This is a genomic window from Ferroglobus sp., assembly GCF_015521575.1.
Taxonomy (GTDB): Archaea; Halobacteriota; Archaeoglobi; order Archaeoglobales; family Archaeoglobaceae; genus Ferroglobus.
The window spans coordinates 1-12,543 of sequence record NZ_WANY01000074.1 but is presented as its reverse complement, the minus strand read 5'-3'; the positions used below and the strand labels follow the sequence as shown (position 1 = coordinate 12,543).

The 12,543-nt window shown below is 45.4% G+C and carries 13 protein-coding genes and 1 other RNA gene; 12 read left to right on the top strand and 2 right to left on the bottom strand.

Annotation, left to right across the window (positions count from 1 at the left end; all coding sequences use genetic code 11):
• Positions 1-3 precede the first annotated feature (3 nt).
• From psmA to F7C14_RS03150, 10 genes are all read left to right on the top strand, one after another.
• Positions 4-729 carry an archaeal proteasome endopeptidase complex subunit alpha gene (psmA, locus tag F7C14_RS03195; protein ID WP_367114322.1) on the top strand — a complete coding sequence of 242 codons (726 nt, stop codon included), beginning with the start codon at positions 4-6 and terminating at the stop codon, positions 727-729.
• An 11-nt stretch (positions 730-740) separates the two neighbouring features.
• Positions 741-1,448 carry a ribosome assembly factor SBDS gene (locus tag F7C14_RS03190; RefSeq protein ID WP_290899870.1) on the top strand — a complete coding sequence of 236 codons (708 nt, stop codon included), beginning with the start codon at positions 741-743 and terminating at the stop codon, positions 1,446-1,448.
• Positions 1,445-2,125 (top strand): exosome complex RNA-binding protein Rrp4, encoded by a 681-nt coding sequence (rrp4, locus tag F7C14_RS03185; protein ID WP_290899868.1) that lies wholly within the window; start codon positions 1,445-1,447, stop codon positions 2,123-2,125. Before F7C14_RS03190 ends, rrp4 begins: the two co-directional genes overlap by 4 nt.
• Positions 2,109-2,843: an exosome complex exonuclease Rrp41 gene (rrp41, locus tag F7C14_RS03180; protein ID WP_290899867.1), complete on the top strand. Its 735-nt coding sequence runs from the start codon at positions 2,109-2,111 to the stop codon at positions 2,841-2,843. The genes rrp4 and rrp41 overlap by 17 nt, the downstream gene beginning before the upstream one ends.
• Entirely contained in the window at positions 2,840-3,619 is a 780-nt protein-coding gene (gene rrp42 / locus F7C14_RS03175; RefSeq protein ID WP_290899865.1) for an exosome complex protein Rrp42, read from the top strand. The genes rrp41 and rrp42 overlap by 4 nt, the downstream gene beginning before the upstream one ends.
• A gap of 3 nt (positions 3,620-3,622) precedes the next feature.
• Positions 3,623-3,883, top strand: coding sequence for a 50S ribosomal protein L37Ae (gene rpl37A, locus F7C14_RS03170; RefSeq protein ID WP_290899863.1), 261 nt, complete (start codon positions 3,623-3,625; stop codon positions 3,881-3,883).
• Positions 3,880-4,023, top strand: a complete 144-nt coding sequence (locus tag F7C14_RS03165) for a DNA-directed RNA polymerase subunit P (RefSeq protein WP_012964832.1) — start codon at positions 3,880-3,882, stop codon at positions 4,021-4,023. The genes rpl37A and F7C14_RS03165 overlap by 4 nt, the downstream gene beginning before the upstream one ends.
• A 12-nt stretch (positions 4,024-4,035) precedes the next feature.
• Positions 4,036-4,857: a spermidine synthase gene (speE, locus tag F7C14_RS03160; RefSeq protein ID WP_290899860.1), complete on the top strand. Its 822-nt coding sequence runs from the start codon at positions 4,036-4,038 to the stop codon at positions 4,855-4,857.
• A 38-nt stretch (positions 4,858-4,895) separates the two neighbouring features.
• An RNA gene (gene rnpB / locus F7C14_RS03155) (RNase P RNA component) lies at positions 4,896-5,140 on the top strand.
• An 84-nt stretch (positions 5,141-5,224) separates the two neighbouring features.
• Positions 5,225-5,404, top strand: coding sequence for a hypothetical protein (locus F7C14_RS03150; protein WP_290899858.1), 180 nt, complete (start codon positions 5,225-5,227; stop codon positions 5,402-5,404).
• Here the strand turns inward: F7C14_RS03150 and F7C14_RS03145 are convergent.
• Positions 5,401-6,249, bottom strand: a complete 849-nt coding sequence (locus F7C14_RS03145) for an MBL fold metallo-hydrolase (RefSeq protein WP_290899857.1) — start codon at positions 6,247-6,249, stop codon at positions 5,401-5,403. The genes F7C14_RS03150 and F7C14_RS03145 overlap by 4 nt on opposite strands.
• Positions 6,246-9,038 (bottom strand): leucine--tRNA ligase, encoded by a 2,793-nt coding sequence (gene leuS, locus F7C14_RS03140; RefSeq protein ID WP_290899856.1) that lies wholly within the window; start codon positions 9,036-9,038, stop codon positions 6,246-6,248. Before leuS ends, F7C14_RS03145 begins: the two co-directional genes overlap by 4 nt.
• Before the next feature lie 388 nt (positions 9,039-9,426).
• Here leuS and F7C14_RS03135 point away from each other — a divergent pair, with 388 nt between their 5' ends.
• A complete protein-coding gene (locus F7C14_RS03135; RefSeq protein WP_290899855.1) occupies positions 9,427-10,206 on the top strand; it encodes a cytochrome c in 780 nt (259 codons plus the stop codon).
• The coding region (locus F7C14_RS03130) for a nitrate reductase subunit alpha (protein WP_290899853.1) at positions 10,207-12,543 on the top strand (2,337 nt) is incomplete at its 3' end.

Here is a 12,543-nt window from a genome sequence, read left to right as displayed (position 1 = left end):
TGAATGCATCTTCCGCAGATGGGATACGATAGAGCCATAACGGTATTCAGCCCGGACGGTAGACTGTTTCAGGTTGAATACGCAAGAGAGGCTGTTAAAAGAGGAGCGACGGCAATAGGTGTAAAGACGAAAGAGGGTGTGGTGCTTTTAGCAGACAGAAGAGTAGCAAGCAGGTTGCTTGAATCGGACACGATAGAGAAGATATACAAGATAGACGAGCACATTTGCGCAGCAACTTCTGGCTTGGTTGCTGATGCGAGAGTTTTGATAGACAGGGCGAGGATAGAGGCGCAGATTAACAGATTGACTTACGACGAACCTATAAGTGTTAAAGAGCTTGCGAAAAGAATCTGCGACTTCAAACAGCAATACACCCAGTACGGAGGAGTAAGACCCTTCGGAGTTTCGCTCCTCTTAGCCGGAGTCGACGATAAGCCAAGGCTGTATGAGACAGATCCGAGTGGAGCAATGCTTGAATACAAGGCCGCTGCCATAGGTTCGGGGAGGAACGTTGTCATGGAGTACTTCGAAAAGGAGTACAAGGACGACATGGGGCTCGATGAAGCCATAATTCACGGGCTCATAGCCATGAAGAAGGCTATTGAGGCTGATTTAACTCCCGAAGGAATCGAAATAGGTATTGTTAGGGTTGAAGACAAAAAATTCAGAGAATTGAGCGTGGAAGAAATTGCCGAGTATATCAAGAGAGCGAATGAGGCTTCACAGTAAGGTGAAGCCTTATGGTGTCCCTTGAGAAAGCAGTGGTGGCAAGGTTGAAAAAAGGGGGAATGGTTTTTGAGGTTCTCGTAGACCCTTACTTAGCGAGGGATCTCAAAGAAGGTAAGGAAGTGAATTTTGAGGATCTTGTTGCGGTTGAGGAAGTTTTTCACGATGCGAGAAAAGGAGAAAGGGCTTCAACGGAAGATTTACAAAAAGTTTTCGGCACGACGAACGTTAGAGAGGTAATAAAGAGGATAGTGACGGAAGGAGAAGTTCAGCTAACGGCAGAACAGAGAAAAGAAATGCTCGAACAGAAGAAAAAACAGATAATAGAGTACATAAGGAGGAACAGCGTCGATCCAAGGACAGGTGCTCCCCACACCTACGCGAGAATAGAGTCAGCGTTAGAGGAGGCTAAGGTAAACATAGACATATTTAAGCCGGTTGAGGCTCAGGTGAAGGATGTTGTAAAAGCTTTAAAACCCATTCTTCCTCTGAGGTTTGAGGAGATAGAGATAGCCATAAAAATTCCGCCCGAACATACCGGAAGAGCCATAAGCGCTCTCTACTCCTTCGGAAAAATTTTGAAAGAAGAGTGGCAGAGTGACGGTAGCTGGATCTGTGTTATGAGAATTCCAGCTGGCATGCACGGAGATCTGCTCGATCTCCTTGGGAAGGTTGCCAAAGGTGAGGCTTTAACAAAAATCTTAAGGAGGGTTCAAGGATGAGGTCAATAGTTCTTCCCGGGGATTTGCTGGCTACAAACCCAAAAGTTGCCGGACACGGGACTTATGTAGAAAACGGAAAAGTCTACGCTAAATTTTTAGGATTGCTGGATAAAACGGAAACTTCTGTTAGAGTTATACCTCTAAGAGGAAAGTACATTCCCTCAGTAGGGGATGTCGTTGTAGGAGTTGTGAAAGAAGTTACCGTAAACGGATGGGTCGTTGAGATAAATTCCCCTTATATGGCTTTCCTTCCAATTCAGGAAAACCCGGAGATGAAGCCGAACAAAAAGCCCAACGACGTTTTGGACATCGGAGACATAATAGTCGCGAAGATTATCAACATAGATCCAAAGATGAAGGCGACGCTGACGATGAAAGATAAGATGTGCCGTCCAATACGCTTTGGGAGAATAGTGGCGATAAACCCAGCAAGAGTTCCAAGAGTTATAGGCAAGAAGGGTAGCATGATAAAGCTCTTCAAAAACGAACTCGGAGTAAACGTAATAGTCGGACAGAACGGCTTAATCTGGTTAAACGGTGACAGGAGGAAAGTGAACATAGTGGAAGAGGCTATATACATAATAGAGCAGGAGGCTCATACTGAAGGGTTAACGGATAGAATAGCTGAATTTATTAAGAAAAGAAAAGGTGAGCTTGAAAATGCAGGAGGAAGTTAAGCTTATAGTCGATGGAAGAAGACTTGACGGAAGATTGCCTGACGAACTGAGACCGATAAAAATTGAAGCCGGAGTTTTAAAAAACGCTGATGGAAGCTGCTACTTGGAAATGGGAAAAAACAAGGTAATGGCAGCAGTTTACGGACCGAGAAAAGTTCAGCCAAAACACTTAGCAGATCCCACGCAGGCAATAGTCAGATATAGATACAACATGGCACCCTTTAGCGTTGAGGAGAGAAAGAGACCCGGTCCAGATAGGAGGAGCGTCGAGATTTCCAAAGTCAGCAGAGAGGCTCTTGAGTCGATAATAATGAAAGAGCTCTTTCCGAGAAGCAGTATAGATATATTCGTCGAAGTTCTGCAAGCTGATGCAGGAAGTAGAACAGCTTGCTTAAACGCCGCAAGCGTCGCGTTGGTTGATGCGGGAATTCCAATGAAGGGAATTATTACGAGTGTTGCCGTAGCAAAAGTGGAGGGCGTTTTAGTTCTCGATCCGATGAAAGAGGAAGACAACTACGGCGAAGCGGACATTCCCTTCGCATTCTTCATAAGAAACGGAAAAATAGAGTCGATAGCTCTACTGCAAATGGACGGACGAGTTTCAAAGGAGGAGTTGCTGCAAGCGGTGGAGCTGGCTAAAAAAGGTGCGATGGAGATTTACAAGCTTCAAAGGGAAGCGATAATGAAGAAGTACAAGGTTGAGGAGGTTGAAGAATGAACGACGATATACTTGCTGAAGTTAGAAGGGACTACGTTCTCTCAAAGATTAGGGATGGAGAGAGAGTAGACGGAAGAAAGTTCGATGAAATGAGGAAGATAGAGATACAAACCGGAATCATCGAAAAGGCGGAAGGTTCTGCTTTGGTAAAGCTCGGAAATACCCAAGTACTGGTTGGAGTGAAAATGCAGCCCGGAGAGCCTTTCCCAGACGTCCCAGATAAGGGGATAATTATTACGAACGCTGAACTCGTTCCCTTGGCTTCCCCGACTTTTGAGCCGGGTCCTCCGGATGAAAATGCTATAGAACTCGCGAGAGTCGTCGACAGGGGAATTAGAGAGAGCGAAGCTGTGGACTTGGAGAAGCTTTGCATAGAGGAGGGAGAAAAGGTTTGGTTGATATTCATAGACATATGGGCTTTAGACGATGACGGAAATCTGCTCGACGCTTCTGCCTTGGGAGCCATAGCTGCTCTGCTGAACACGATCGTTCCAGCAGAGAGGTTCGAAATCGGAGACGACTTTCCGCTACCGGTCAGAGATCTGCCAGTTGCAATTACCTCGCTTATAGTTGAAAACAGGATACTCGTAGATCCGATAAAAGATGAGACGAGTGTTGCGAAGAACTTCTTAACGATAACGACTGACAGCGAAGACAACATCGTGGCGATTCAAAAAAGTGGCTCGTACTTACTCCCGGAGGAAAAGTTTTATGAAGCGATCGAGTTGAGCATTAGGAAAGCGAGGGAAGTGAGAAAACTGCTGGCAGAGGTGTAAGAAATGGCAAGGACGAAGAAGGTTAAGATGGCCGGAAGGTTTGGAGCAAGATATGGGCTTAGAATCAGAAGAGCTGTCGTTGAAATTGAAGTACAGCAAAGAAGAAAGTACGTCTGTAGAAGATGCGGGAAGAGAGCTGTGAAAAGAGTGGGAACAGCTATCTGGGAATGTAAGAGCTGCGGTTACAAGTTCGCCGGTGGAACTTACATTCCAGAAACTTCCGCAAGAAAAATCGTTGAGCAGGCTATAAGCAGGAGGGAGTGAGCTTGTACATCTGCGTCTTCTGCAAATCCGAGGTAGACGTGGATCTTGTGAGGAACAGAATACAGTGTCCGAAGTGTGGAAGCAGGATTGTTATGAAGCCCCGCCCACCGGCTATGAAAAAGAGGGTTAAGGCAATCTAACTTTTTCGTTTTATGGAATGGTTCGTCGAAGATTATAACGGCTCAGCATTAAAGATTGCGGTAAAGAAAAAGATCGTCGAGAAATTCAGCAAGTTTCAGAAAATAGAAATATACGAAACCGTAAGTTTTGGCAAAATGCTCGTTTTAGATGGCAAAGTGCAGCTGACCGAAAAGGATGAAGCTTTTTATCACGAAATGCTCGTTCACGTTCCTCTAATTTCTCACAAAAATCCGAAAAAGGTTCTCATCGTCGGGGGAGGAGATGGGGGAAGTCTCAGAGAGGTCTTAAAGCACGATCCGGAAGAAGCCCTCCTCGTTGAAATAGACGGGGAAGTCATAGAGCTTAGCAAGAGGTACATAGGGATAGACAAAGGAGCGTTTGAAGATAGTAGAGTGAGCGTTCTCGTTGAGGACGGATACGAATTTTTAAAAGAGTCAAAAGAGAGGTTCGACGTGATAATAGTCGATGGCACAGATCCAAACCCCTTCAGCGTGAGAATTTCGGAAGAGGAGTTCTACAAGCTCTCCAATAAAAAATGCGACATCTTCACGACCCAATCCCAATCTCCTTTCGCCCAAAGAGACTACTTCAAGCAAGTTGTTAGGAGTTTGAAAAACGTTTTTGAAAGCTTTAAAATCTACCTTGGTTTCGTTCCAACCTACCCCCTCGGACTGTGGAGCTATGCTATAGCGAAAAGCTTTGAACTTAATTTAAAAGTCGTAAAGGAAAGATTCGAAAGCAGAGAATTGGAAACAAAGTACTATTCTCCCGAAGTTCACGTTGCAAGCTTTTCTCTTCCGAGATGGATTGAAAAGTTGATAGAGGAGGCTTAAAATTTAAGTACTTCGAAAGCTAACATTATTAATTGGGGGAGAGGTGGAGGGCGGCTTCCCGAGAGGAGGAAAGTCCCCCCACCGTTAATGGCGGGACGCCGCAAGGCGTCACGCCGAGAGGCGTGGCTCCGGCACAGAAACGACACCCGCTTGGGGATACGCGAGGAAGCCGAAAGGCTGAGATCACCCAAGCGGGATGAAACGCGCCGTCCCCGCCGGTGCAAGGCGTAAGCCGCTTAGACGAATGCCGCCTCAAACAGAAGGGGGCTTACTACCACCTCTCCCCCAAAATTAACAATCGGAATATTTTTATTCAAGAAAAGACAAAAGAGGTTTAAGCTATTCTCACGATAACGGGGGTGGAAATATGCTGGAGCTGATGATAGAGAAGTACGGATTAGGAGTAAAAAGGGTTTATCCAGAAGATTGCCAGCTCTGCATTTCCGGCTACACCGGAAAAAGATGCAAGTACTTGAAAAAAGTTAAGAAGGAATACTTCTGTGTGAGAGATGCGGTAAAAGATGTAGACAACAGATTGCTTTTCTAATTTTTTACGAACTTCTCTCCGATTTTCGTAACCTTGCCCTTTCTCATCAAAATCTCAAGGTGTTTTCTGATCATGTTTCCTTCGAAATAATCCAAGAGCTCTTTGAAAAGGCTGTTCTTCTTTCCGTAGATTGGAGAAAGTTTTACAAGTTCCTCTAAACTCTTCGGAGTTCTTAACGCTTCAAGGATTTTCTCTTCCCGCTTTTTAAAATGAGAAACGAATTCTTCAAGCTTTTTCAGAGCCTCTTCTCTGCCAAAAATTCTTTCATGGGAGCTAACGTAAACTTCGAAGTCAAGATTTTCAAGTTTTCTCACACTTTTTTCGAACTTTTCCGGATCGCTTTCTGGATTTCCATACCAGGGTCCGAATTTCGTTAAGTCAACATCCGCTCCAAACAGAATTTTTCCGTCCACTAAGAACACGTGCATATCCTTTGTGTGTCCTTCAACTTTAATCGTCTCTATCTCGTGATTTGAAGCCTTTATAACTTCCCCGCTTTCATACTTTTCCGCTTTGAATGATTTCAGCCCCATAACTTCAGAAACAACCTTCATCCACTTTTCCGCCAAGGGTGGGGCAAATCTTTTCGCAAGCACCTCTATCTCAGTTTCAACATTCGGTGAGAGAACTCTTTTCCCAACTTCGTTGAAAATCCAAGCTCCAGCAGCGTGGTCTGGGTGAGTGTGAGTTAAAAGAAGAAAATCAACTTTTTCCGAGAGCTCCCTAACGACATCTATTCCGCAGCCAGCGTCTATGAGGACATTCCCAACTATTAACGAGTTGCAGTAAGGATACCTTCCCTTATTTCTTCCCTCAATAAAGTAAATTCCGTCGGCAATCTTCATACAACGTATATCGCCGGTTTTCCTGGCATAGCGGCTTTTCTCTTCTCTTCCGGCACCTTGCTTTCGTCAAGGTAAACCTTAACTCTTAGCTCTTTTTCAAAGAACTCTATAGCCTCCGAAATAACTTTTCTCTCGTCGATCTCGTAGAAGTCGAAGCCCTCTTTGAAAAGTCTCTTTACGAAAGATGGAATTTCCTTCTTCAAATCCTTGAACCTCTCATCGCTCATTATCACCTTCATCGCTTCTTTCATGTTCCCGGTTTGCTTAGCTATCTTAGCCACCTCCCTCTTCCAGTCCTCAGCAACTGCAATGTAAACTTCCTTCGCATCCTTAACGAACTTCATAATCTCGGATATGTCTCTCAAAAGTGTTCTGATGTAATTCTCAGCCACCTCAGCCTTCTCATCAACCTTCGACTCGTCGTATTCTGGATACCTCTCAAGGCTAACGAAGCTATCATGCTTCAAGCTCCAAAGCTCTTCGCAGATGTGGGGTGCGAAGGGAGCGAGAAGCTTAATCCAGTCGTCGAGAATTAAAACGAGATTCTTTCCACCCCTCCTCAGATACCACCTGACGTCGTTCATTAACTCAAAGAAAGCAGCGTTTACCGCTCTCCTCGTCTGAAGTTTTTCCATAGCATCTCTTGTTTCTTTAATCGCTTTCTGCATTCTGCTAATAAGCCATTTATCGAGAGTCGTCACTTCTTTTGGCTCTTTGAAGTAGTTCTCCTTCACTATTTCGTAGAATCTCCTCAGATTGTTCGCCAATCCTTCTACATCCTTCCTCCTCCAGTCAGCGTCGCTATCGTACTCAGCCGCATGCAAGATGTAGAGCCTCGTCACATCAGCTCCGAATTCCTCAACAGCCTTCTTCATAGTCAAGAGCGGCCCTTTACTCTTGCTCATCTTCTGTCCTTCCAAGCTGACGTAACCGTTTACAGCTATAGCTTTCGGCCAGTACTTTTCCGGAAAGAGCGCCACGTGATGGAAGAGGAAGAACAGAAGGTGGTTAGCTACCAAGTCTTTCCCAGAGCTTCTCAGATCCACCGGATACCAGTACTCGAACTCCCTCTTCACCTCTTCTATAACCTCTTTGCTCAAACCGCTTTTTTTAGCAACTTCCTCGACACTTCCTTTGCTTAAAAACACGTAGTCGAAAAACTCTGGAACGAGGTTTTCCGGTTTGAGCTTTCCGGAATTGACGAATTTAGCGATTACGTAGTAGGACATGTAAATTGTCGAATCAGACAAGCTTTCTATGAGCCACTCTTTATCCCAAGGAATTCTCGTTCCCAGTCCTTTTCTCCTTGCACAAGCCTTGTCCTTTAGCCATTCAATTTTATTCCTGAACTCCTTTTTGTAGTAGTCTGGAATTATCGTCATTCTTTCGAGATGTTCAAGCACCTTCCTCTTCCATTCCTCGTTTGAATAGTTTATAAACCACTGATCCTTCACAACTTTAACAACACACTTCGTCCCGCACCTACAAACCACCGGCTTTTCACTAAACTCGTAGAAGACATCTCCAAGGTTGTTTTTAATCAGGTAATCGTGAACCCTGTCCTTCGCTTCTGCAACCGGAATGTTGGGGAAGAACGTGTTTTCAAGCATAACTCCTTTGTGATACTCCTTCTTGTAGATAATCTTCGTAGCCTTCTCCAGAGCTTCATCCTTCTGATCGCTTATCCCCATCTCCTCAACTATTTCCTTAGCCGGAACTTCGTAATCCTCGTCCTCTATTTTTATCAGAACTATGGGCTTCAAGCTCTCAACGAGTTTCCTATCAATTCCGTATTTTTTCAAAGTTTCTTCATCCTTTGCAAGCTGCTTTAAGGCAACGTAATCGTAGGGAGCGTGAGCCGGAACGCTCATTACGACTCCGGTAGCGTTGTCGGTGTCGACGAACTCAGCGGGAAGGATCGGCACTTTTTCCTTAGTCACCGGATTTTCAACAAACCTTCCAAAGTACTCCTTGGCATCGACTTCCCCCAACTTTTCGACCTTCTTATCAAAGTACTTCAACTTCTCGAAGGCTTCAAAACTCACGATCCACATCTCTCCATTAACTTTAGCCAAAACGTACTTTGTAGGCTTCAACCAGATGTTCGTGACTCCAAAAACCGTCTCAGGACGGAGGGTTGCGCAGGGGAAGATAACTCCGTCCTCGGACTTGAATTTGATAACCGTGTACTCAACAATCGTAGCTTCTTCACCCATCAAAAGGTCGTGGTCTTCCACCGGATTGTTGTCGTTCGGGCAAAATCTCACTGGATGCGAGCCTTTAACGATCAACCCCTTCTCCTTCAACCTCCAGTACTGCCACTCGATGAATTTCTGGTAGCATTCATCCATCGTCGTGAATTTTCTCCGCCAGTCTATGGAGTAGCCGATCATCCTCATTGCCCTTTCCGCTTCCTTGGAAAAGTATTCGACTATCCTCTCGGGAGTCGTTAAAGTCAGAAGAACGTCCTCGGGAACGTTGTGGTACTGCGTGTAAACCCTAATCGTTCTCTCATCTCTCTTCTGTATGAGCTCAGCCAGACCGATTATGGGAGTGCCGGTAACGTGAAAGCCCATCGGAAAGAGGACGTTGTAACCAAGCATCCTTTTGTACCTTGCAACAGCATCTCCTATCGTGAACGTTCTCGTGTGACCGGCGTGAAGATTCCCGTTCAAATACGGATACGGAATGGTTATGAAAAACTTCTCTCTGTTATCCGGATCAGCCTGAAAAATTCCGCTTTCCTCCCACCTCTTCTGCCACTTTTCCTCAATCTCCCTAAAATCCATATGGATTAGGGTTGAAAAAGTGAATAAAAAATTAATCATCCCAAATATTTTTCAAAATTTGAACGAACATATACACTAATAATCTCACAAGAAGTCCAAAGAGATACGTGGGGAAGAGGTGCGAAAAACCATCTGAGGAGAGTCATACTTAATTATCGCATTCATAAATTTTTTATTAGTTGTCAAAAGGTTGCTAAGATTACCGTTTATAAATTATATTTTCGAAGGTTTTCGGGAAAAAGTACATATTTTTCATAACATTTCGTAAAAATCAGCCCAAAATTAAGTAATAATAGATAATGACATTTTAACGATGAAGGGTGTGATGGGGTTGATGGGCGTTGGAAGAGTAAGCGAATCAGGGACTTTTAGTTCGGAGGTGGAGTAAATGCGAATCGTCAAAAAAAGTCTTCTTGCGAAAAGTTTATTCTGGACGCTTGCGGTGATGCTGCTGTCTTTATCAGCCGGAGTTAGTTATGCGCAAACGGGAGAGGAGCTTTTTTCTAAGAAATGCGTGAGCTGCCACACGATAGGCGGAGGAGATGTTGTAGGACCTGATCTCCTTGGTATCACAGAAAAAAGAGATCGAGAGTGGCTGATAAGAATAATTGTAGATCCCGATTCCTTCTTAGACGATCCTATTCGTCAGGAGAACATCGCCAAGTACGGAGTTAAGATGCCGGATCTCGGTTTGAGCGAGGAGGAAGCTGTTAAAATAATAGAATTCCTAAGTCAGTTCGCGGCGCAGCCTTCCGAGGTAACTCCCGAAGAGACTCCAGAGATCCAGCTGGGAGATCCAGAAATTGGTAGGGCTTTATTCATAGGGGAGTTGAGGTTCACCAACGGCGGACCACCTTGCGTGGCTTGTCACTCTGTGAGGAGTGCTGGAATAAACGGAGGGACGCTCGCTAAGGATTTGAGCGACCTCTATACGAGGCTTGGAGACAGAGGTGTTTACGGAGCTCTTAAAAGCCTTCAATTTCCGGTTATGAAGGACATTTACGCCGGAAAGGAACTTACAGACGAGGAAGTTGCGCACTTAGCAGCTCTCTTTAAAGAAGCATCCGAGACGAATAGGGCTAAATCCGACATCTATCCGTTGTCCGGAATTGTCGTGTTTTTGGTTGCAATTGGAATAGCAACTGTTTATTTCAGGAGGGTGGGTTAAATGGCTGAGAGGATAAAAGACGTGTATTCTCCAGAATTAAGAAGTTGGGAAGAATTTTACCGAAACAGGTGGCAGTACGATAAAGTCGTTAGGAGCACTCACGGAGCTAATTGTACTGGAAGTTGCAGCTGGTTTGTTTACGTAAAAGACGGAATCGTTACTTGGGAGCTCCAAGCAACCGACTATCCGAGTTTCAACCCGGACATTCCCAATTACGAGCCAAGAGGTTGTCAGAGAGGAATTAGTGCATCTTGGTATCTCTACAGCCCGCTACGACCGAAATATCCGTATGTGAGAGGGGTTCTCCTCGACCTCTGGAGAGAAGCCAAAGAGAAGCATAAGGATCCTGTAGAGGCTTGGAAGAGCATCGTCGAAAATCCAGAGTTGAGAAACAAGTACGTCAAAAAGAGGGGGATGGGCGGTTTCAGAAGGTCGAGCTGGGATGAGGTTGTTGAGATAATTGCTGCCGCGACGATATACACCGTCAAAAAGTACGGACCTGACAGAGTTATAGGATTCACGCCAATTCCAGCCATGTCAATGGTAAGTTACGCTTCCGGCGCGAGATTTCTCCAGCTCTTAGGGGGGGTTTGCCTGAGCTTTTACGACTGGTACTGCGATTTACCTCCAGCCTCTCCCCAAATATGGGGCGAGCAGACAGATGTAAACGAGTCGGCGGATTGGTATAACGCCGGATTCATCGCAATAATGGGCTCGAACCTGAACATGACCAGAACTCCCGACACCCACTACTTATCGGAAGCCAAGTATAGAGGGGCTAAAGTCGTCGTTTTCTCCCCAGATTACAGTCAGGTTAGTAAGTTCGCCGATGTCTGGATTCCGATAGAACAGGGACATGATGCTGCCTTCTGGATGGCAGCCAACCACGTCATAATGAAGGAATTCTACTTCGATAAGGAGACACCCTACTTCATCGAATACGTAAAGAAGTACACCGATCTACCTTTCCTGGTTAAGTTAAAGCAAGAAGGAGACGTTTTCGTCCTTGACAGATTTTTGAGGGCATCCGAAATCGAAAGAGGAAAAGATCTGAAAAATGCGGAGTGGATTCTGTGCGTTATGGACGAGAAGGGAGAGATAAGAATTCCGAACGGAAGCATTGGGTTCAGGTGGGGAGAAGAAGGAAAGTGGAACCTTGAAATGAGAGACGCTGTTGACGGGGAAGAAATTGACGTCAAACTCAGCCTTTTCGGAGAGGATTACGTGATGGTGAAGTTCTACTACGAAGACTACGGAGAGAGCATTAGAGCTGTTCCGGCGAAGAAAGTTAAGACTGTGAATGGAGAAGTGGTAGTCGCTACTGTTTTCGATCTCCTCGCAGCACACCTTGGAATTTCCAGAGGGTTGCCGGGAGATTATCCCAAAGACTACGACGACGACAAGCCTTTTACCCCAGCTTGGCAGGAGAAGTACACGAAGATAAGCAGAAAGACAGTCATAAAGATCGCGAGAGAGTGGGCTGAAAACGGAGAGAAGACTAAGGGAAGAAATCTCGTGATAATTGGGCCGGGATTGAACCACTGGTATCACAACGACCTGAACTACAGAGCCGTTATCACAGCACTGATACTAACCGGAAGCGTCGGAAGGAACGGAGGAGGACTCGCTCACTACGTCGGACAGGAAAAGGTTGCTCCTATTGCTTCTTGGGCTGTTGTTGCTTTCGCACAGGATTGGGTTAAACCACCAAGGCTGCAAAACTCACCAAGCTTTTACTACGTGCACACAGATCAGTGGAGGTACGATGGTTGCAAGTACATTGACAAGGTCGATGGGTTGCCGAAGCACTCAATAGACTTTAACGTGAAAGCCGTCAGACTTGGCTGGTTGCCTTTCTATCCCCAATTCAACGAAAACCCGTTGAAGCTTGTAGAAGAGGCTCAAAAATCGGGAGCTAAGAGTGACGATGAAATTAAGAAGTGGATAGTCGAGAGATTGAAGGAAGGCAGTCTGAAGTTCGCAATAGAAGATCCAGATGCTGAAGAGAACTTGCCGAGAGTCTGGTTCATCTGGAGAGGAAACGCTATAGGATCAAGTCCCAAGGGTCACGAGTTCTTCCTAAAGCACTTTGTCGGTGCTCCGAACAGCAACGCGATGGCTAAAGAAGTTGCTAAAGATTTGGTTGAGGAAGTTGTCTGGAGAGAAGCTCCAGAAGGTAAGCTGGACTTAATCGTTGACTTGAACTTCCGAATGGACACCACTGCCGTCTACTCAGATATCGTTCTGCCAGCAGCCCACTGGTATGAGAAGAACGACATTCAATCCACAGATCTTCACACGTTCATCAACTGTCTCGGAGCGGCGACATCTCCAGCT